Source organism: Bradyrhizobium sp. 87 (assembly GCF_023073015.1).
GTDB classification, from domain to species: Bacteria; Pseudomonadota; Alphaproteobacteria; order Rhizobiales; family Xanthobacteraceae; genus Bradyrhizobium; species Bradyrhizobium canariense_D.
Genome location: NZ_JADPIQ010000003.1, coordinates 78642 through 99172, shown reverse-complemented (window position 1 = coordinate 99172; position 20531 = coordinate 78642). Strand labels below are relative to the sequence as shown.

The 20531-nt window shown below is 59.4% G+C and carries 14 protein-coding genes and 2 pseudogenes; 5 read left to right on the top strand and 11 right to left on the bottom strand.

Translation table 11 applies throughout. The features are described 5' to 3' along the window. Nucleotides 1-22 precede the first annotated feature (22 nt). Genes IVB50_RS00760 through IVB50_RS00750 form a run of 3 tightly spaced genes read right to left on the bottom strand, consistent with a single transcriptional unit; the run spans nucleotide 23 to nucleotide 1277 of the window. Nucleotides 23-178, bottom strand: a complete 156-nt coding sequence (locus IVB50_RS00760; RefSeq protein ID WP_247293768.1) for a hypothetical protein — start codon at nucleotides 176-178, stop codon at nucleotides 23-25. Nucleotides 179-180: 2 nt separating this feature from the next. Continuing rightward, nucleotides 181-1044 carry a hypothetical protein gene (locus tag IVB50_RS00755; protein ID WP_247293766.1) on the bottom strand — a complete coding sequence of 288 codons (864 nt, stop codon included), beginning with the start codon at nucleotides 1042-1044 and terminating at the stop codon, nucleotides 181-183. Between the two features lie 32 nt (nucleotides 1045-1076). Then, the gene (locus tag IVB50_RS00750) at nucleotides 1077-1277 is read right to left on the bottom strand and encodes a hypothetical protein (RefSeq protein ID WP_247293756.1); all 201 of its coding nucleotides are present in this window, start codon (nucleotides 1275-1277) and stop codon (nucleotides 1077-1079) included. Between the two features lie 1291 nt (nucleotides 1278-2568). Between IVB50_RS00750 and IVB50_RS00745 the strand changes: the two genes are divergently transcribed. Next, complete coding sequence (locus tag IVB50_RS00745; RefSeq protein ID WP_247284194.1) at nucleotides 2569-3810, top strand: cytochrome P450; 1242 nt, start codon at nucleotides 2569-2571, stop codon at nucleotides 3808-3810. Between the two features lie 636 nt (nucleotides 3811-4446). On the opposite strand, the gene IVB50_RS00740 is transcribed toward IVB50_RS00745, so the two are convergent. Both IVB50_RS00740 and IVB50_RS00735 read right to left on the bottom strand, forming a co-directional pair. Beyond that, nucleotides 4447-6915 (bottom strand): ATP-binding protein, encoded by a 2469-nt coding sequence (locus IVB50_RS00740; protein ID WP_247293754.1) that lies wholly within the window; start codon nucleotides 6913-6915, stop codon nucleotides 4447-4449. Continuing rightward, the gene (locus IVB50_RS00735; RefSeq protein ID WP_247293751.1) at nucleotides 6902-7102 is read right to left on the bottom strand and encodes a hypothetical protein; all 201 of its coding nucleotides are present in this window, start codon (nucleotides 7100-7102) and stop codon (nucleotides 6902-6904) included. Before IVB50_RS00735 ends, IVB50_RS00740 begins: the two co-directional genes overlap by 14 nt. A 772-nt stretch (nucleotides 7103-7874) precedes the next feature. On the opposite strand from IVB50_RS00735, the gene IVB50_RS00730 reads away from it, so the two are divergent. Together IVB50_RS00730 and IVB50_RS00725 are read left to right on the top strand one after the other, a co-directional pair. Next, nucleotides 7875-8072, top strand: coding sequence for a hypothetical protein (locus tag IVB50_RS00730; protein WP_247293749.1), 198 nt, complete (start codon nucleotides 7875-7877; stop codon nucleotides 8070-8072). 24 nt (nucleotides 8073-8096) lie between these two features. Continuing rightward, nucleotides 8097-8690, top strand: coding sequence for a hypothetical protein (locus IVB50_RS00725; protein WP_247293748.1), 594 nt, complete (start codon nucleotides 8097-8099; stop codon nucleotides 8688-8690). Between the two features lie 1680 nt (nucleotides 8691-10370). Here IVB50_RS00725 and IVB50_RS00720 read toward each other — a convergent pair. Continuing rightward, nucleotides 10371-11783: an MATE family efflux transporter gene (locus tag IVB50_RS00720; protein WP_247293746.1), complete on the bottom strand. Its 1413-nt coding sequence runs from the start codon at nucleotides 11781-11783 to the stop codon at nucleotides 10371-10373. 948 nt (nucleotides 11784-12731) lie between these two features. On the opposite strand from IVB50_RS00720, the gene IVB50_RS00715 reads away from it, so the two are divergent. Then, on the top strand, nucleotides 12732-13124 hold the full coding sequence (locus tag IVB50_RS00715; RefSeq protein WP_247293744.1) for a hypothetical protein: 393 nt from the start codon (nucleotides 12732-12734) through the stop codon (nucleotides 13122-13124). A 98-nt stretch (nucleotides 13125-13222) separates the two neighbouring features. Continuing rightward, nucleotides 13223-13429, top strand: coding sequence for a cold-shock protein (locus tag IVB50_RS00710; protein ID WP_247293733.1), 207 nt, complete (start codon nucleotides 13223-13225; stop codon nucleotides 13427-13429). Nucleotides 13430-13598: 169 nt separating this feature from the next. On the opposite strand, the gene IVB50_RS00705 is transcribed toward IVB50_RS00710, so the two are convergent. The 5 genes and pseudogenes from IVB50_RS00705 to IVB50_RS00685 form a co-directional block, all read right to left on the bottom strand. Beyond that, complete coding sequence (locus tag IVB50_RS00705; protein ID WP_247293731.1) at nucleotides 13599-14687, bottom strand: DUF4236 domain-containing protein; 1089 nt, start codon at nucleotides 14685-14687, stop codon at nucleotides 13599-13601. 2043 nt (nucleotides 14688-16730) lie between these two features. Continuing rightward, nucleotides 16731-17568, bottom strand: a pseudogene (locus IVB50_RS00700) (ABC transporter permease). Between the two features lie 42 nt (nucleotides 17569-17610). Further along, nucleotides 17611-18543 (bottom strand): ABC transporter permease, encoded by a 933-nt coding sequence (locus IVB50_RS00695; protein ID WP_247293729.1) that lies wholly within the window; start codon nucleotides 18541-18543, stop codon nucleotides 17611-17613. Continuing rightward, the gene (locus IVB50_RS00690; protein WP_247293727.1) at nucleotides 18543-19541 is read right to left on the bottom strand and encodes an oligopeptide/dipeptide ABC transporter ATP-binding protein; all 999 of its coding nucleotides are present in this window, start codon (nucleotides 19539-19541) and stop codon (nucleotides 18543-18545) included. Before IVB50_RS00690 ends, IVB50_RS00695 begins: the two co-directional genes overlap by 1 nt. Then, a pseudogene (locus IVB50_RS00685) lies at nucleotides 19538-20519 on the bottom strand (ABC transporter ATP-binding protein). Before IVB50_RS00685 ends, IVB50_RS00690 begins: the two are co-directional and overlap by 4 nt. Nucleotides 20520-20531 lie beyond the last annotated feature (12 nt).

Here is a 20531-nt window from a genome sequence, read left to right as displayed (position 1 = left end):
GTTCAGCCTTCCCGAAAGCGGCCTAGCCGGGGCCTTCGCCGGATGCGTACCTTTGATTTGCCGGCTGGCTGACATTCTGCGTGGCGGCCGGATTGTCTCCTACCCAAAGGGCGAGCACGACGTTGATTGCGTTCTTGTTCGCAGCAGAAATAAGAGTGACACCATAGTGAGCGGTCATGATCAGGGGTTCCTTCGCGACATGAGATAGGAGGCCAGGACCGCTGCTTTGGTGGCACTCAGTGGCTTGGTGATAAGAGAGGCCGCTCCGATCCCGGTCCAATAGTTTGACGGAGTGGCGAGCGCGCGAGCAAACAGAGCGACGCGGGCTGCCGCCGTTGCGGGCGTCCCGGGCAAGCTCCCTTCCTGCGCTCCGTCCATGAACAGCACAGTGCCAGCGGAGCTATAGGCCCCTCTGATCACCCGGCGTCCTGAGAATAGCGTGGTGCCGCCGACAGAGACGTTGCCGCCGCCGGTTCCGAAAACCGTTCGGCCGTAGACTGGCGTGGCGATCCTTCCGATCGTGCGAGCGTCGCTTTGCGACGCGTTGGCATAGCCGAACAGATCGAAAAACGTTGCGCCGGCAAGATTGTCGTTCTGCGCCAGCGACCACAATTCGCCGCCCGCGTCCCCTGCCGGCAGGCCGGTGAGCAGCGCGGCGTCTGTGCACACCAGACAGTCGTCGATACCGTCAGACGTTAAACCCGGGGAGCCGTTGAACGAAGTGCTGGAAAACACCGGCTGCGCTGCCCCCGAAGCTTGAACCGCGCTGTATCCAGCGACGATGTCCCGCCAAGAAGAAGCCCCCGTCGCAATCGTCATGCCGCCGTTCGCGCCCCAATAGTGCGCGTCAGCGTCCCACCATGCAAGCAGATCATTGCCGAGCGCCACTACGGGATTGTAGGCGTTCACTCCCCCAAGGAGTGTGTACAGGTCAGTGAAGTTCGCCTGCGTCGCGGCGCGCAACTGATCGCTTGAGAGCCCGGCATTTAGATAGCGCGCGACCGGCAGCAGCAAGCCGCTGGCCACGATCGCATAGGCCGGCACGAAGACAGGAGCTCCGGTGAGCCCCTGCGCCTTCACCGCAGCATAGAGGTCCGCAAAATGGCCCGCGTAAAGTCCAGCACCTGGCTGTCAGAAAGCCCGCTGTTCAGAAGCCGCGGCACCAGGTTGGTACCGTACTCGGAATTCAAAGCGGCATAGAGCTCCACGAAGTCGGCCTGCACTGCCGCCCGGATCTGCTCGCGGGAGAGCCCGATGTTTAAATTTTGCTGCGTCAACTTAAGCGGCCGATCTCAGGATGTCGTTGAGCGACGCAAACCGACACTCCTTCAGCGCGCTGCCTTCAGTCGCGTTGATGACTTCGACGCCGACGGCGCGTGCGGCCTCGTCCCAGCCTGCAAAGCCCGGAACGAATTCGCGCTAATAGATCTCGGAATCGCGGGCCGAGCCCTTGTACTCGTCGTGGCAGTGCTCCCGGTCCTACCCGCGTCGCGCCGAGCGCGATCGCCAGGCCATCCCAGTTCGCCACCTGCTGGCGCCGCGGCTCGTACCAGCCGGAATCCGTGAAGAACAGCACGCTCGCCCAGGGCGCCAGCACGGCCGACAAGTTGATGGCGATCGACCGCCGGCCGCGCACACGCTGGCAGATCTCCGCCATGAGGCTCGGGCCCGACGCCAGGCAAAATCGTCTCGCCCTTGAACAACCAGGCGTAGTTGTCTTTTCCGGTATGCTTCAACCCAGGCATCCGTTTCAAGCGGCCGACCGCCACGATGTGCGAGCACGCTTGCCCAGTCACGTGTTCCAGCAACAGCGCATGCATCACCTCCCCGGTGTAGGGCGGGCTGGCGGGCGGGGGCGTCTTTTCACTTCCGCACGTTCCGATGCCTGTACTGCCGGACAAGCGCAGAGCGTCGCGCCAGAGGCGCCGTGCCTAACTATTGACGAGCTCCTGGCACAGATCGGGAGCCCCGTCACACGCCTGACCACACGAGCGAGCTACGATGCCGTTTATCAAGGAAGTAAAGTGGGAGCACGTTCCTAGCAGCACCACCGGCGAGGATAGTAAATGGTGAAGCCGCCGCGGCCAAGGCCGTGCTTGGATCGGATCAGTTGGTTATTTGACGGCGCGCAAGGCGCCGAAGGAATTGTTGCTTTGGTCTTTGACATGCCGTTGGAACATTGCCCAAGCGCGGTCCAAACATCTCCATCTTCTGTTTGATTGAACGCGCGACCGCGACCACCGCGTCGGTCCCCTGCCCGATCGCGTTGTTCAGATTGAGCATGCCGAAGTCAGGCCTTATTTCGCAGCGGCCACAATTCAAGCGGGCCGCCGCCACTCTTCCGCAATGAGACGTGGCCGACTCATCTGGCGGCGTTCCGCTCGCATAGACAAAGTGGCGGCAATCTCGCTCCTGCCGGAACTGGCAGGGCGCGCCGCTCAGTTTTTTGAGTATTCTTGCCGCTTCGGCGAGAAGCTCTTCCCAGCTGAAGCACTCGGCACGCACTCCATGCGGTTACGACCTGTCGAGATCGGGTTCTTCAAAGAGAAAAGGCCAAAGGACACGGTCATGAAAACGCCCTTTAACGTGCGCGGAGGCGAAGATGTGCGCGGCATCCCGTTGAGAGATCTAGATGTAAGCGAACCTAGACGATTTCAAGATGATAGCTTATGGCCCTGCTTCGAGCGGCTGCGAAGGGAAGATCCCGTTCACCACTGCCAAGACAGCCCATACGGACCATATTGGTCGATAACGAGATACCGCGATATCGTGGCCGTCGATACAAATCATAAAATATTCTCGTCAGAGCAAGGTGTCACGATCCTCGACGTGCCCGAGGAACATTGGACACCGAGTTTTATCAAGGCAGGTCCTCCCAAACATGCCGCGCAGCGCAACACCGTAAGTCCGATACTCGCACCGGACAATTTGGAAAAACTCGAGGGATTAATCCGCAGTCGCGCTAGAACAATCCTTGATGGCCTGCCGCGCAATGAAGCCTTCAACTGGGTCGATATGGTCTCGATCGAGTTGACGACGCAGATGCTGGCCACACTTTTCGACTTTCCGTTCGCGGATCGCCGGCTCCTAACGTACTGGTCGGACGTAGCCGTTGCAGCGCCGACGGTTGGGCAGGCGATCGACAGCTGGGGCAAGCGAAGCGCAATCCTGTCCGAGTGCTTGACATATTTTACTCGGCTTTGGCGGGAGCGGATAAATGCCGAGCCACGACTTGATCTTATTTCGATGATGGCGCACTCGTCCGGGACTCGGCATATGGAGCCACGTGAGTTTCTTGGCAATCTCATTCTACTGATCGTGGGCGGCAACGACACCACGCGCAATTCGATCACCGGTGGCCTGCTGTTCATGAACCAGCACCCCTCCGAGCTACGAAAGCTACGAGATAATCCCGCCTTGGTGTCGAGCGCTGTGTCCGAGATTATTCGGTACCAAACGCCCATCGCACATATGCGCCGCAACGCCACCGCGGACATTATCATGGGAGGCAAACAAATCAGGCGAGGCGACAAGGTTGTAATGTGGTACATCTCTGGCAACCGAGACGATGAGGTCATCGAGGACGCCAACAAATTTACGATCGATCGCAAGAACGTGCACCAACATCTCTCGTTCGGATACGGCATCCATCGTTGCCTTGGTCGACATCTCGCGCGGCTGCAGCTTAAAATCCTCTGGGAGGAGATACTGAATAAGCGCATGGAGGTCGAGGTCGTTGGCGATCCGGAGCGCGTTGCATCGAACTTCGTGCACGGTTATTCCGCACTCCCGGTCCGAATCATAGTCTAGGCTGTGACGCCCTGAAATGATGCGTGAGCTACACGGCAGGACCGTCGTCGGGCTCTCTGATGACCAGTTACGCCATTGCACGCGGACTGGCGCGCGCCGCTGAAGATCGCCATCCCGGCTGGAGCCCGCACCTCTTGACCAACGTGGTCCGCCACTACGCTTCGCGTGACGCATCTCTCAAAGGCATCAAGTCCATGTCCGGGAACTCTGTCACAATCGGGTTCAGACCGGAGCACGGGCGTATAAGATGATAGGTAAGCGGCAACGAGACCCGCAAGCCGGAACTTTGGTCGCAGCGGTCCTCCGGTGCCGGCTTATCGCTTCGAAGACAGCCGGTCCGGCGAATGCACTGTTCGCGATTCAGTGGCCTTCTGCCCGCGCAGAAGCCAGCCGCCAACCGGCGTGCGGCCTGATCCTGAACCCCTGCGGCCATTATCGTCGGCACCAACCACAGGTGCAGCGCCCATCATCTTGGCGGTGTCAGGCCACAATGAATGCGCGATCATCGCGATCCGTCATCGGCGCTGCCGGTCGGGGCGACGAGCGGACCAACTTCACCGCATGATCGGCCTCGAGGGTGCGTGGCCACAGGTTCACATACACGCGTCAGCGACGGTCTGGGCCGGGCGCGGAGCATCAGTTCTTCTTCGGCACGAGGTTGAGACTGACAGCGCTGCAACTGCAGCGGAGCACTTCCTTGTCACCCTTGATAGGCGAAACGCAGAGGAATTCGCCGCAATCGGTGTTGGGGCACTGCATCAGTTGAAGCAATTGTTGAAACGAACTCACGACCGCAGCGAATTCCTTCGATTGCAGGTCCGCCCAGGCGTTGTAGTGAACCGCCTTGTTGATCATCCACTCTTCGGACTTTGTCGCCGCCACCCGCTTTTTGGATTCTATCTGGAGCGCTTCGGCATCCTGAATATTTTTCCCCCACGAGGAGGCGGAGTCGCGCGCCTCTTTGAGACGGGCCTTCCATGCGGCTAACACCCCGGGCCAGAGATCGCCCAGGTCGTATTGTCCGTTTCCATGATATTCGATGCGAGCGCGCAGATTATCCGCAAGGATCGTCGAGGTGAACTCCAGATAGCGTCGCAAAGTCCCTGCCGCCAAAAATACATTGTCATTGGCGAGGTGTTTCTGGATCTGCGTCCAGACGTGACCCTCGTTCCAGACCTGTGGGCCACTGTCGACCGTCCAGCCGCCAAAGCTAAGAGTGCTCTGAACCAGCTTTTCGCTCTGCATGAACTTGAGCCACACGCCGTCGTGAGTGGTCAGGACAAACTGCGTGTTTGGAAATTTCTGCTTCAGGAGCGCGCAAACCTCACGACGATGGCCGGCGTCGACCGACATCAGCACATCGTCGAGGACGGCAAGCGTAAATCCGGCGCCGAGCGTGTGCTTCACCAGTGCAAGATAGAGGCAAAGCCCCATGCCATCCTGATGGCCCTCGCTGTGGTAGGCCCCGGGAGGAAATCTGCCTCGTCCGTAAAAGTCGACATCGAAGGCCAGTTTGCCCAATGATGCAGAGAGCTTGCCCTCGAACTTGGCCTCATCGTCGCGGTTGATGAAACTGTAGTATTCGGTGAAGTCCTTCTGCACCTTGTCGTAGATGCCTTCCAACATTGCGGTGCTGACCGTACCGTAGTGGCTAAACACCGCAGAAGCTGTTTCGGCCTGCTGGGCCGCGATATTGAGGGTCTGCTGCGTCCCGCGGCATTGATCGTATTTCTCTTGGGCGACGATCAAGAATTCCTTGGCTTCTTGCTCCTTTGAAGGGTCGGAGAGCGTTTCGATATAGGCCGCCAGACGATCGGCGGGCTGAAGCAACTCGACCGCGGGCGATGCCCCCAGTCGACCAAGGGCTTGCAGCGCGTGGGCGATCGCTGCCGGGTCCCGGACGACCTTGTCTAGTGTGTCGCGGTCACCGTCGAGGGCCTTTGCGTGGGACCGCAGCGACGTGGCATCTATAGGAGGACTGGCCTTTTCGCACCATTCGGCCACTTTGCCCGCGTCAAGCGCCATCGCCCGCAGGTGAGCCGCGAGGGGGTCGATCGCCAGGGCCAGTTGCTTCAATGCCGTCGAGGCTGCATCTGCCTTTGCGATCTTCTCTTGAAGATGTGTTGCCAGGAGGGCCATCTCCCAGGGACCGTCGCACAGTGGACAAGCGTCTCCTTCGACCAGCTCAAGACCCCGCTCAACCAAAGCGCGCTGCTTGACACCCCTTAACAGGGCCGGATCGTCCGTGAGCTGGGCGAGAGCGGCGACTGCATCCGACTTTGCGCCAGTTATGGTTATTTCCTGCGAGACAGCCAGCCTCTTCAGGAAGCTCGCAAGGTCATTCTTGGCGCCGAGCTTGGAGAATGGCTGCGACGCCTCGTGCTCGGCATCTGGATTGATGCCTACCTTCAAGGCATTTTCCGGCGCGAGGTCCGCCACAGGATCGAGCTTCAGCACAGCTCGACGAGCATTTACAGAAGCAAGCAGATCAGTTTTGTTTGGAGTGGCAATGCCGATATGGTGAAAGAAATCGGACTTGGTCCGCCGATCCTCCACCTCGGCCCTTCCGTGGTCGCGTTTTGCATCGTTGGCGACGCGTTGGAGTGAGACCCGCAGCTTTTCGAGCTGATCAAGGCGCAGCAGCTCTTGGACGTATTGTGATCGTTTGCCTGCAGGAACGAGAATATATTTGATGATTTCTCGACGAGACAGGGCAAACTCAGGATGGGTTTCGAGCTGCGCCAGAAGCGCCATGGTTTCAGCACTGCTCGGCTTGAGTACCGCGGCGCCTGGATTCTTGACGCTCCGCTCGATTATGAAGCTCTTTTTGAGAGCGGGCGCATAGACCTGCAGGCGAACGAGCGCGGTTTCGGGCTTTTTGCTCGCGTCGACATGTGGAGCGTGCGCCTTGACACTCAGCTCCGCCGTGCCCGCACCGCCGAGACGAGTGATGTTTCCGGTGAGGGCAAATTCGATCGCATCCACGATGCCGCTCTTGCCAGTACCGTTCGGCCCCGCAATGCCAAAACTCCTTCGGCCCAACGAGCGCTTGAGATGACGAATTCCACGGAACTCGACAATTTCGATTTCTTCAATCTGGATCATTGCTCGGCTCAGCAGCATTGAAAATGGCCGCCCGTAGGCTCTCGGCGTCCAATTGATGATCCGCCAGTGCCTTTCGCAGCGCCGACAAAGACGCCCGCGAAAGGGTTTTCTGGTCCTCGAGCTTTTTCAAGAAGGCATCGACAACGGATGAGACCGTAGATGAAAAGGGAAGATCGTCAGCGGCCATATGGTTGCTATTCCTGGGCTGGCCACCTGCTTCTGTGCGGCAGCGTCAATCCGAGACGTCTCGACAAACAGCGATTTCGGACGTGGTCCTAGTGGTTGTGCACGATGCGCCACTAATCGCTTACGTTACTAGCCCTGCAAAGCCGCCCAGAACGCCTCGCCAAATGAAATTGAGATTAGAACTGAGCCACCCATCTGGCACAATGAAGCCGACTTGAAAGCGCTGCCTGAAAATCAATCAGGCCGACCGATCGACCATCGGAAAGATCTGCAGTGACCTCGGCTTGAGTTTGACTTGAACTGAGTCAGCGAGCACACCGCGGAGGCCAAGCCGACGCGAACGAAGCAAAGAACGCTGCCCTCTCAAGCTTGACATATTTTCCTGCCCCAGGCCCGTGGCGGGGCTCGTTTTACCCGCCACGGCAGCTGCGAACTAGGCTAGGCGGCCGCAATGTTCGCAGCGCGGCCGCCCTCCGGTGCCGGAGGCGAGATTCTGCCGTTCGATGTTATTGCCCTCGGTACACTTGTCGTTATCGTGATAGACGCTTCGCGCACCAGGCTTCGTTGAATGAAATGGTGAAACTTTCGACATAAATCGGTCCCCGACGGAGATGGGTGCATTTGTTCGTATGTGGTAGCAAACATGGGGGTTTGAATTAGTGCAATGACTCTCGAGCCAGCGCTTAAATTTGGCGCTCCATCGAATTTTTCGACGAATTTCACCATCGGTGGCAGCAGACCGGCGCTTGCGGGACGCAGATCGAGCTTGAGTTATGTCAGTTATTGGGACGCCCCACGACGCCAGCAAAATCAAGATAGACTGCCTCACCGACCTGCACACGACGAAGGTGCTGCCGGTATGCACCGGGAAGCCCGATATTTCCTCGCACGATTGTGGGACTGGCGCGCCAAAGACGATGGCAGCGATCAGCTTTGTCGATCGGCAGTTGCGCCGCGTGCTCGATTGGTAGGAGGCTGAGGGCGCCTCCCTTGGCGTGCACCTGATCGCCGCCTCCGATCATGGACATGTGACGGTGCATGCGCGGGCCGATCTATTTGAGACGCTCGAGGCTGCCGGGCTGCGCTGCGGCCCGGCACCGCGGCCGGCATCGATGCCATCGTCATACTTGGCCAAGTCGGAGCAATTTGCCGCCGAGCCATCGGACGCCGTTATCCGCCGCACAGTAGGATCGATGATCGAGCGGCCCTGGTGTGGTCCGGTGCTTACCGCGGGTGGCGCGGCCTATGGCATTGCAGCGGCCAGCTTTGCCCGCCATTTGGTGTTCGCCGACCATGCCCTATCGGCGGACATTCTGTTCTCGTTCCGGTCGGATGGTCTCGATCCATTTGGCGTTATGGGCCGCACCTTGAGTGCGGATGGGGCGGTCGGCTTCGGAGTGCACGGCGGGTGGCATGCCAACGAGATGTCGTCGGTCGGCATTTTGGCGGGACCGCTGATCGAAAAACGACTTCGTCTCGCAAGTTCCCTCAGGCATTTGCGACATTGCGCCGACAGTGCTCGGTCTTCTGGGCCTTTCGCGACGGGCAACGATGACCGCTCGTGCGCTCGCAGAGATCTTTATCGATGATGGACAGGACGTACCTCGTAAGGTTGAAAAGATATGCGAGACCAGCAGCGGAAGGAGAGGATTGCGACGTCGGGCCGAATTTGAGGCCAGATTACGTCGAGGAACGCTGAAGTCAGGAAGGCTTGAGAGGCAAGATCTGGGTTGCCGGCGGGGGGACGCCGCAGGCGTCGGCGCCAGCAGGGTCTCCACTCGTCTGAGCATCTCGGCGGAGGTCGCGATGCAAGGGAAGTGGCCGGAGAGCGTCACTTGTCCGAGCTTTCGAGCTTTATGGTTCAGCAGGCGCCTTGCCCCCGCCGAGTTGGAAGCGAGGACTGAGAAGGTTCTGCCGTTCGCCGCGAGGATCTCACCAGGTGATGGCACACCGACTAGATGGCCCTTGCTCGCGGCATCAAGGTGCTCGATCAGGCGCGCATCGCTCGTGTCGACAGAGCGCGGTATGGGCGACTGCCTGTCGAGATATTGATCTCAATGATGCCGCGGCGATCAGGCGTCGCGCCAGTGACGAGGCTCGTGAGCGCTATTCGTGTTTCGCTGGGCCGAGACGGTGCGCTGCCTGGCCAGCACAGCACCGCGGCGCTGGAGCCTGACCAGTTTCGGCGTCAATGATGGTTTGACGAGATCGGGTCGAAGCCCATCGAACAGCACGATGAGAACCCGATTCCGGATCGGTCGGTCGAACATGTAAAACTTTCGTCTAACTGGAACGTAGCGGACTGGGAGCGACCAGGACCTGGCTGGCGCAGCCCAGCGCCATCGACTTGGAGCCGAGGCTGATCGCTAGCACGAGCGCAATGCGGGTATGGCGCTCCCAGCCATGCTGACCAAAGCCCGGCCAGCGCGACGGCCGCTCCCGAGCCGGGATTAGCGGCGTGCGAGCGCCAGCAGCTCTCCTCAGCTGTAGATCGGCCCGGCTTGTCTAAAACGGAGGCTGCGGCGTCAGTGGTTTGGTCTGATCATGATCGCCTGATGCACCTCTGCGGGCACAGCGTGAAGACACGGAAATCATCACCAGGCCCCGAGGATCGCCCAATTCCGGCGAGGACGTCAGGTAGGATGTCCAGCAAGCCGTCGATAGCACGGCCCCACAAGCAAGCGTAGCAAATGCCGCGTCCAGGAGAACCTGCTCGCGCCCTAGCCGATCCTGATCTGGTCGACGTCGCTTGAGCCAGCAAGCGTGATCGATGCTGCCGGCAGATCGTTTTGCCTGGCGGCTTGATTCCTGCGAATGCGATGCATCTCGTGTGCTTGGCATTTCACAGCTGTGGCGCTCGCAGACACCGGTGGGCGTCTCGAAAATTGATATGCCCCGACTAAGCGTGATCGTATCGACGCCCGGTGCGCTGGGCTGCTCGATTTTGCCGGCGTTGCTCGCGAAGGGAGGGACCCGTTGAGCCATTCTGGCAGAAGTGACAAGTTGGAAAGCCTGCAAATCGCCAGGGACGCCTTGAGGACTCCTACTCGCACTCGAACGAGCTAACCACACTTTGGCTATCGTTTTTTGAAATGAAATGATCGAAAAATATGATGCTAGTTGAGTTACTATTTCGTTGTTATGTTATCCCTGCAGTCGCGCCGTGACGCGAAACCTTCAATTTTCAGTCCGGGCGTTCGCCCCGGTCACAACCGCACGGGCAAGCACCCGGGCATATCGTCGCCGCTGGCATCAGTGATGCGCGCGCCTCAGAGAGGGCGACTTGCTAAGTGGCGGAACCGCAGCACGAGGATCGCCGCATAGATTGTGAATCCGGTCGACAAGCCAATCCATATACCGACGGCCCCCAAACCGATCTTCAGACTGAGCCAATAGCTGAGGGAAAAGCCGATCGGCCACCAAGCAATAGTCGCAAACAGCAGCGGCACCCGCGTGTCCTTCAGCCCGCGCAGACCGCCTGCCGTAATGCACTGGGCGGCGTCAGTGATAAAGAGGGTTGCGCCGACGATGAGGAGCGTTGCAGCGAGGCTGATCGTTGCCTCCGAATCGCGAGCCGTTCTGCCCAGAAACAGCTCCACGACCTCAAAACGCACGGTGATCAACGTAAGCGTTAGCGTTGTAGCTATGACCATACCGAGCAACATCGCCGCCAGATTCGCCCGCTTGACGCCTGCACGGTCGTCGCGGCCGGCGGCATGGCCAACGCGCATGGCAGCAGCCGTCCCAATGCCGAGATAAATCATAAACAGGGTCGAGGAAACCTGAACAACAATCTGGTGAGCGGCCAGTGCGCTGTTGCTGATCGAGCCCGCAACGAGCGACGTGGCTACAAATAGTCCCGACTCGATCAATGAAGCGATGGAGATCGGCGTCCCAAATGCGATGAGCTGCCGCATTGCGCGCCAATCGAAACGCCAGAGATCCGCAAGCACATGGTACTCACGGAACGGCCGGCGCAGTGCAGCGAACCACAAGCCCGCCAAAAACATGCCGCAGTTGACCAGCGTGGTCGCAAGACCTGCCCCGAACAGTTCCAACCGGGGCAGCCCAAGCTTCCCATAGGCCAGAATATAGACCAACAACGCATTGAGGGGGATGGCGGATAGCGTAATCCAGAAGACTGGCTGTGGCCGATTGACCCCACCCATGAAATTGCGGATAGCCAAAAACGCCAGTGCCGGAGCCGTGCCGAGGGCTAATCCGAAGAGGTATTGCTGGGCGAGCTGCGCCACATCTGGGGTCTGGCCCAAGGCAAGCAGTATTTGCTCTGCTCGCAGCGCCACAGCAATGATCGGGAATGACAGGATCAGGGCCAGCCATAGGCCCATGCGCAGCGAGCGCTGTACCGCGCCTAGATTATTTTCCCCAAACGCCCGCGCCGCCAAAGGCGCAATGGCACTTAGTAGTCCCACGCCGAATGTGACGCTAATGAGATAGAGCCGGCCTGCCAGCGCTGCCGCCGCGAGCGCCTCAGCGCTGATACGCCCGATGAAGGCAAGATCAGTCGTCATCATCGCAACCTGCGCAACCTGCGTCAGCACCATTGGCAACGCGAGCTTCGCGGTTTCGCCGAGCTCGATAGAGAAGCGACGGATAGCTGCCCGTCTCGTCCCTTCTGGTCGCCAGATTAATGCCGGCTTTGTCTTGGCTATCTTGTCCATATCATCAGGCCGCCGTTTGCGTCGGCGAACGAAATACCGCTTCTTTCACGGGAGTATTACGTTCTGACGTGAATTCGCGGTCAGCCTGCGATGCTGCTCGCGGGCAGCCTCGTGCGACCGCACGTTTAGACGCAAAAACGGACCACGGCTTGGCCGCTGGGCTTCGACCAGCGCGGCGCCGATTTTCGCATGCAATAAGCGCCAAGGAGAGGTTGCAAATGCCGCGCCAGAATTGGCCAATCACCGCAATCGTGCAATGGAAACGGCGCGCATCGGGATGGAGCCAGGTCGATCATAGAGGCGATTCATGCGCAGGCCACTGCGTTGATGCCAAAGGTTGGAGGCCCGAAGTCGGACCCGATCCATGCCACGAACTGAAGACTTATCATCCCACAAGCCATCCCTGCACTCCTGAGCAATGGATGGGATCTCGCTCTTCAAAGCCCATTTCACTCTTCAAAGCCCTGCCAACTGCGACGGATTGAATAGATGCTCGCTCTTCTCCAAGCGGACTTGTCGGGAGATCGACAGCACGTCGCAAACAAGACAACCGGCATCGCGTGCTCAGCGGCGAGAGGGCGGCGATGCGCCACATGGCGAGCGTGATTTCATCCGTTAGGAGGACCTAGCGGGATTGACTCGTTTGCTCGACTGCATCACAGATATCGATATGCAATCACATTGATGAGCTGCGTGGCCTCGATCCCAGGCTTGGCACCTTGGAAAATGACGTGCTCTCGACATTGGTGGCACAAGTTAGGAAGCCATAGACGTCGATCGTGACTTCCCCTTCCTGGGCCTTGCACGGGATTGTCCAGGAAAGGCTGCATATGAATGCGGTACTGTGCTGCCTCGTTAGCCTTATTCGGCAAGGTTTTCGTTTGAAAGCGCTGATGTACGCTACCCGGCCGAGGCTAGTGCCGGTATCGTTGGGAGTTCATCGAATCTTTGCGTGCGCATGTGAGCTTTCAGCTATCCATACTGAAAATACTTGCCGGCCAGCCGGGCGGCCGAGCCGCTCTTGAAGTCGTCAAACAGCACTTGGCCATCTTTTACACCAGCGGACCCGAGTGGCCAGCGCGCATGAAGCGCATCGCGAGCCGCGAGCCGAACCTCGATATCTTCGGACAAAGGCTCATCGACCGGGAGGTGGGATACTGGACCATCACTGAGGAGGGATGGAAGGTCCTCGAGGCACTTGAGAAGCTCGATCGATGTGCGGCGCAAGGCCAGCCCGAGGCACAGGCCGATGATCCAGCTGGCGATGAGCGACCGCCATTGCCGGCTGCGCCGCCACGACCCATGGCCCGCAGAAACCGTCCTGGGCGTAAACGGTTGTAGACGCGTGATGGGCGCTCAACGTGAGGGGTCGCGCGAACGTCCCTGTGGTCAGGCAGTTCTTCGATTAGATCGCGGAACTTCAGTTTGGAAATAACGCAATGGCAATGGGGACTGTGAAGTGGTTCAACGCGGCCAAGGGATACGGCTTCATCCAGCCAGAAGACGGGGGAGCTGACGTCTTCGTTCACATCAGCGCGGTCGAGAAGACCGGCTACACCAATCTCGCGGAAGGCGCTCGGGTCAGCTACGAGCTGATGGCTGGTCGTTCGGGCAAGATGAGCGCCGAAAGTCTGCGCATCGGCTGATCGACTTGCCCTGAGGAATCTGCCAAGCTCGTTTCTGAATTAGCTTCTGTCTTGCGCGAGAAGCATCGGGTCAGCAAATCTCCCGGCACCGCCGAGGCCGTTTCCTGTCCGACGACGATCAGCGCTGCGCATCGGAGCGCCGCGCGAGGCGCTTATCGGGATCGCATTCTCAAGCAGATATTGCAGCGAGGGATGCGACAAATCTCTCGGCTGCTTCAACGCGCGAACACTGGATCCGCTGGTTCACTCCGTTGGACGAGCGAAGATCGATTTCACCATATAGGCAGATCGGTAGTTCCCGGTTGTTGTTGAAGCGCCGGTCCGGGCCGCCCTTACGATTCACGTAGCGCCAGGTCTGGTCTACGACAGTCGCGTCGGCGGGCGGCGTCTCTTCCTCGATAAAGCGAGCGCTTCGAAACATGAATTCAACGTCTTCGTAGCCGAACCCGGCAACAGTCTTGCCGGCGGTAACCAGGATCGCGTCAGGTGTCAGATAGAACGTCTCTTTTCCGAGCGGCAACTTCAGGAAATCGACGTTGCTTTTGACCAGCGGTGGCTTGTCCCTGCCTAACGAAATCTGGTGTCTTTGAATCAGCTTCGAGGCGCCCGCGTTGCGTTTCCAGTCCGCTTCTTGTCGCTCAAGAGGGACATTCCATATGCAACCACAACTCGCCAAGTCATGGGATGCGCGGGTCAGGGCCTCAAACCGCACTGACTGCTCCGCTGAGAGCTCGTACACAAGCGACACGGTACTCGTTTCGCGGCCATGGATGGCCAGAGATCCGAGGACAAGAACCACCCCAGCAGTCAGGACAAAGGCTGCAACAGGACGAGCGGCCGAAGCTGAACCCGCGAGCATGAGGGCACTGACCGCGAAGAGCGCCGACAATATCGCGATGAGTATCTTGTATCGGCGCCAGCGGGATCGGCCGATTGCCAAGGTCTGAGCAATCTCGATGGTCGAGTTGGCGACGAGTTCATCGATCGAAGCACTGTCGATGACAGTGCCGATTGGTTCACGGGTTGGGGAATTGGGCGCTTCCGGCAGAGGGGGCGGCGATGCGCCGACCGATGCGTATGGCTGATGGGACGTCCACGAAACCCCCGAGCCTGGCAGGCCGACGGTCGTTCTCGTGCCGTGCGGCCCGATGGTGTAATGCTGTCCGCGCGGGCCAAGCGAGACGCTCGCTCCACTGCCGCTTAGATTTAAGCGGACGCCCGGGATAATCTTAAAACTACGGCGAAATCGGAAGCCCATCTGGAAATCGGTCGCAAGTTGTTTGTTTGCTTCTTATCGCGCATTGATCGAACGCCTTCAAGAGCGCGAGACAGGAGACTACAGATCATTTGAAAGCCGCCCGGACCGGGAAGCGCAAGCCGCTCAGTCCGCAATATAAGGGATCTCCGAGCGCTTGATCGTCAAGCGCATACGATGTGTGGTCAGCAGGGCTTCCACGGCGATTGTTTGCTGTCGCCCCAACGCGGGCCCGATGATGATTTCTTCGATGCCGCAATTATTGGGATGAAGAGCAGCATTGTTGATGACGACTTTGTCGAACAGACAAGCCCGGTAAGGAACGAGTCCGGCTGGTGAGACACGTCTTCAGGTCGCCAGGCCAGGAAGCTCCAACCCAAATCAGGCGCGACTCCCGCTCCTCTTGGAAGTGTTGGTTCTTGAGAACAAGAGCAGTCTTCAACGCATGCGGCCATCAGGTCCTGACTTGCGCGCGGGCGCCCTCCGGCTCATCCGTTCCTTCCACCAGCCGTCCGATGAGCAGCATCACCGCCCTATCAGCCGCCGCCCGCTGTTGCTCTGTGTCATAGAGGACCGGCGTGATATCAAAGTCCTGGGCTGCAGCGTTCTGCAAAAGCCAGTCTGCACTGAAGCCGATTGAGAATCCTTGTCCACGATTGTAGCCTCGCCATTGCGAGAGCAGATCGCCCTCAGATGTCAGAATCCGACGAAGCCATGAATTTCTCTGCTATGTTGACGAAAGAGTGCGACCGTCTCTCAGGCAAGCGATGAGATATCTCTGATCTCGGCGCCACGACGGTCGACCTGGCCACGATGTCATGGAGACCTGCGGCGGTTGTGTAGTGATACAGTATCATTCGTTTCCCTCGATAGTCGAGCAATGGATTTCAAACAAACGCGATGCCGGACGCTTGCGGCCAACTTCGACAGCAGATCGCGAACATCTCAAACGCTGATCTTCATCGAGACTGACCGAAGAAATTCCATTGAGAGCTTGACGGAGCTTTCTGGCTCCTCCTGTTGCGTGTTCGTGATAGCAGCACCTCAGCGGATTGAATGTTGGCACACTGTATCTACAGCTAAAAATCTCAGCCGCCTCTGTCGGGTTTAGCGCGTATGCAGCGCCGAGATGGCTTGGTCAGAGCTAAGGCTGCGTTGGCCGATACTCATTGCGAGTACTATGGGATCCCCACGGAGCTTTACTATTGCCGGTCGCGCTGAATGCCAAAGGAACGACACTTGAAGTTGAGTCCGTTGCCGATCAGGTGAGGCATAGTGAGCGTCGCAGGTGGCGGTCACCGGGAATCGGCCCGCCAAAAACAGGCCGAAAGCGAACCTCGGCTCTTTCTGCCAGCCGACTTCCGGCCTGTATGAGTTTGAGACAGGCAGTGCTCGATCAGATCGCCAAACGCGACCCTTTGGTCATTGAGTAGCCAGGTCTTAAGACGGCCTAGACTCAGTGCAAACTGCACGCGCGAGACTCGATACAAATCACGCCCACCAGCACCGATCGTATGTCGCGTCACAAGCCTGGTCTCCCCGGTTAGGTCGTCTTCCCGATCCCGCGAACAGCGCGATCCCTATCCTCTCTCGTTTTCGGACCAGAGAGATGAAGCTCTGCCATTGTCCCGCCAGCCGCAGATTCTAGATCAAGAATCCGAACGTGATGCTCGCGCGGCAGCGCCGTCGTCAGCTGCCGACATTTCATCCCGAGCTCATCATCAAGGCCTGAAGATTATGGCCTGCTCTGAAGTTTCGCCTTCACGCCAATGATGGTGCGTGTGTACGTCACCACATGATTAGCTCATGCAGCCGATTGGTGAATCGCCACGCTCGCGAATGCTGGCAACACGATCTTGGCGTCGGCGAGCAACATCACATGCCCATCTGGTCCATCAAGCCCAGCCGGTCGCGCCACCCTGGGCATCGTGCCTCCGGTCAATAAAGCGCCCTTCCCTATTCGTGCGGCCGCCGCGAGATCGCTGCAGCTTGTCGAAAGGCATGATGTTGCGGGGCTGAGGGATCGAAAGCAGGGTTCTGGAGGGCTCATGATAATGTCTTATCGATCCGATCGCGTAGCCAATCGCCAACGAGCGAAATCGACAAAGTAGTGAGCGAGATGACCAGCGAAGGGAGCACAAGGATCCAGGGAGCACGGGTCAGATAGTCACGACCGTAGCCGACCATATGGCCAAGCGACGTAAGTGGCGGCTGCACTCCAAGTCCAAGAAAGCTAAGGCCGCTCTCGAGCAAGATGACGTCCGGAAACGCGAGCGTCATGGTGACGATCAAGGTCGACGCGATGTTCGGCATGACGTGGCGCACGTAGACACGCCATGGCCTTGCGCCAAGCTGGCGTACGGCGATCACATAGGCTTGCTCGTTGGAACTCATGGCAAGCGCGCGGGTGACACGCGCGTAGCGTTCCCATCCGTGCAGACCAATGAGCGCCACGAAAAGGAGCAGAGAGTTGCCGAAGAAAGCAAGCACCGCGAGCGCCAAAAAGGAGAAACGGCATACTCGCCTGGAAATCCACACAACCGAGGATGACCTGCTCCACCCAGCCGCGGAAGTGAGCGGCCAAAATGCCAAGCGTGATGCCAAGGACGGCGCCGATCAACGTCGCTCCGAAAGCAATAAGTAAGCTGATGCGGATGGATATAATCAGACGCGCCAGCACGTCCCGGCCGAGTTCGTCCGAACCGAAGGGATGCGCGATGGTTCCGCCGAGACCAAGAGGTGCAGCGAGGCGATGATGAAGGTCGAGGGCTGCATAGTCATAAGGGGCGAGGCGATCAGCGAAGATTGCGACAAGAAGCATAAGGCCTAGCCACGCAACCGCTATTGTGACCCCGCGGTCGCGCCACCGCCACAATCTGCGCATCCTCGAAGTCGGCAGACCTCGATCTGCGGAAATGCTCGACAATTATAGCCTCCCAGGGCGCAACTCACGCATACGTGGATCGAGCACGCCATAGAGCAGATCGATCGTGACATTGGTGGTAATCATGGCGGCGGCTACAACGAGCAGGATGCACTGGACGACAGCCAAATCACGACTCGCAACTGAGACGACCAGCAGGCTGCCAATGCCTGGCCACGAAAAAACGCTTTCGACGAGCACGGCTCCCGCGATGAGATTGCCAACCATGAAGCCGACGATGGTCAGCACCGCTATCGCGCCGTTGGGCAGAGCGTGGCCGGTCACGACTCTCGCCCAAGGCACACCCTTGGCGCTGGCGGCACGGATATAGGGCTGCCCAAGTACCTCGAGCATGGCGCTGCGGCTGAAGCGGGCCAAAACGGCCGCACCACCCAGACCGAGCGTGATGACGGGCAGCATCAAATGCTGCCAAGTGCCTGCACCGCCCGAGGGGAACCAAGAGAGCTCGACTGCGAAAGCCAATACGAACACGAGGCCGAGCACGAAAGATGGCACGGTGAAGCCCACGACCGCTACCATCATCACCAATCGATCCGCGATGCTATCTCGTTTGAGAGCCGCGTAGATGCCAGCCGGAATGCCGATCAACAGATTGAGGATCAGTGCCGGCGCAGTCAGCATCAGCGTGACGGGAATGCGCTCGGCCACGACAGTGATCGCGGAACGCCCGTCACGCATCGATTTGCCAAGATCACCATGAACGACCGCAAAGAGGTATTTGAGGTATTGCACCCAGAGTGGCGCATCGAGCCCCCAGGTCTTTCGAAAGGCCTCGACCGCCTCCGCCGGGGTTTCCGGCGACAATAACGCGCGGGCGGGATCGCCAGCGGCGCGCAGCACCATGAATGCAAATGTGACCACAACTGCGATGGTCAGCAACGCGCGCGCCAAGCGGACCACTATGAAGCGAGCCATCATGCCTCCTTGTCGAGTTCGGCACCATGAGCGCCGATCAGATGGCAGGCGACGCGGCGCCCGTCGGGAACGGATCTGAGCTCAGGGGCGAACCGCGCGCAAAGTGGAAGCGCTACCGGACAGCGAGGATGGAATGCGCAGCCGCCCGGTCGCGCAGCCGGATCGGGCGGATCTCCTTGCAGGATCGTGCGAGACCGATGTCTCCCCGGCCTGGGCACCGCGGAAACGAGCGCCCGCGAATAGGGATGCAAAGGATCCAGAAGAACCGCCTCAGACGATCCTTCCTCGACGATGCTGCCGAGATACATTACAGCAATCCGATTGCTGATCAGCCGGACCACTCGCAAATCATGGCTGATGAAAATCATCGCCATGCGTCGTCGCTCCTGCAGGTCGCGCAGAAGATTGATCACTTGCGCCTGGATCGAGACGTCGAGTGCTGATACTGGCTCGTCGCAGACAAGGAGATCCGGATCTGTGGCCAGCGCACGAGCCAGGACGGCGCGCTGGCGCTGGCCGCCTGAAAGCTCGTGCGGAAAGCAGGCGAGGTGGTCGGTCCTGAGCCCCACATCGGTAAGAAGCGCATTGACCCGCCCCTCTCGTTCCGACTTGCTGCCAAGCCCGTGAATTTCGAGCGGCTCGGCTATTTGCGCGCCGATCGTCAGGCGGGGATCGAGCGCACCTAGCGGATCCTGAAATACCATTTGGATTCGCATCCTGAGCCGGCGCCATCGACTATCGCCGATAGCAGGCAAAGCTTCTCCGCCGAAGGTCACCGAGCCGGCATCTGGTCGGTCCAGGCCGATCAGGAGCCGGCCCGCAGTAGACTTACCACAGCCGGATTCGCCAACCAGTCCGAGAGTTTCGCCGCGAACCAGCTGCAGCGAGAGCCCATTGACCGCGTGGACCATCGCTGGACGCTGGAAAAGGCCCTGTGGCAAGCGATATCGACGGCCAAGCCCATCGGCTTGGAGGATCGGCGGAGCAGTTTCGGTCATGCAGCCACGACTTCGCCCTGGTGCGGTTCGCTCGTGACATGCAAGCAGGCAGCCCTGTGTCCGATCTCGACATCCAGCGAGGCGAGCTCAATCGCCCATTCACTGCAACGTTTGATCCGCCGATCGCAACGGGGGGCAAAAGGACAGCCTGGCGGAAAATCGGCTGCGTTTGGCACGACACCCGGAATGGCGAAGAGGCGTTGCCGCGGCGCATCCAGACTTGGAAGAGCCGCAAGAAGACCTCTGGTATATGGATGAGCAGGTTGGTCAAAGAGACGGTCGGTGGGCAAGTCTTCGACGATGTGCCCCCCGTAAAGGACCAGTACGCGTTCACAGATCTCACTGACGATGCCGAGATCATGCGAGATCAGGACCAGCGCCATGCCCGTCTCGCGCTGGATTTGCCGCAGAAGCTCAAGGATTTGCGCTTGAATTGTGACATCCAGGGCGGTGGTAGGCTCGTTAGCGATCAAGATGTCGGGCTGTCCTGCAAGCGCCATGGCGATCATGACGCGCTGGTTCTGCCCACAATTCGTGCGGATAGGCGCCAAGCCGGCGCGCTGCATCGGGGATGCCGACCTGGTCGAGCAGACGTCGCGCTTCGGCCTGCGCCGTGCGGTGCTCCATGTCACGATGGAGCCTCAAGGCCTCGATAATCTGATCGCCCACCCTGTGCACAGGATTAAGCGCGCTCGCCGGGTCCTGGAAGATCATGGCGATCTGCGCGCCCCGCACCTTCTCGAGGCGAGAGGCTGGTGCATGGAGCAGCTCCTCTCCGGCCAGGCGTACGCTGCCCGTCACTTTAGCGCGCTGCGTCAACAGTCCAAGCGCAGCAAGCCATGTCACCGATTTGCCACAACCGCTTTCACCGACCATGCCCAGCGACTCGCCGCGCGCGAGCGTGAGATTGATTCCGCGCAGCGTCGGCACACCGGCGAACGCGACACGCAAACCTTCGATCTGAAGAAGCGCTTCCATGCGAGGCCCCTG

Excerpts from the sequence above, each read along its gene's own strand:
- IVB50_RS00760 (WP_247293768.1), bottom strand. The coding sequence starts at position 178 with ATGACCGCTCACTATGGTGTCACTCTTATTTCTGCTGCGAACAAGAAC.
- IVB50_RS00745 (WP_247284194.1), top strand. The coding sequence starts at position 2,569 with ATGAAAACGCCCTTTAACGTGCGCGGAGGCGAAGATGTGCGCGGCATC.
- IVB50_RS00740 (WP_247293754.1), bottom strand. The coding sequence starts at position 6,915 with ATGATCCAGATTGAAGAAATCGAAATTGTCGAGTTCCGTGGAATTCGT.
- IVB50_RS00735 (WP_247293751.1), bottom strand. The coding sequence starts at position 7,102 with ATGGCCGCTGACGATCTTCCCTTTTCATCTACGGTCTCATCCGTTGTC.
- IVB50_RS00730 (WP_247293749.1), top strand. The coding sequence starts at position 7,875 with ATGTCAGTTATTGGGACGCCCCACGACGCCAGCAAAATCAAGATAGAC.
- IVB50_RS00720 (WP_247293746.1), bottom strand. The coding sequence starts at position 11,783 with ATGGACAAGATAGCCAAGACAAAGCCGGCATTAATCTGGCGACCAGAA.
- IVB50_RS00710 (WP_247293733.1), top strand. The coding sequence starts at position 13,223 with ATGGCAATGGGGACTGTGAAGTGGTTCAACGCGGCCAAGGGATACGGC.
- IVB50_RS00705 (WP_247293731.1), bottom strand. The coding sequence starts at position 14,687 with ATGGGCTTCCGATTTCGCCGTAGTTTTAAGATTATCCCGGGCGTCCGC.
- IVB50_RS00695 (WP_247293729.1), bottom strand. The coding sequence starts at position 18,543 with ATGGCTCGCTTCATAGTGGTCCGCTTGGCGCGCGCGTTGCTGACCATC.
- IVB50_RS00690 (WP_247293727.1), bottom strand. The coding sequence starts at position 19,541 with ATGACCGAAACTGCTCCGCCGATCCTCCAAGCCGATGGGCTTGGCCGT.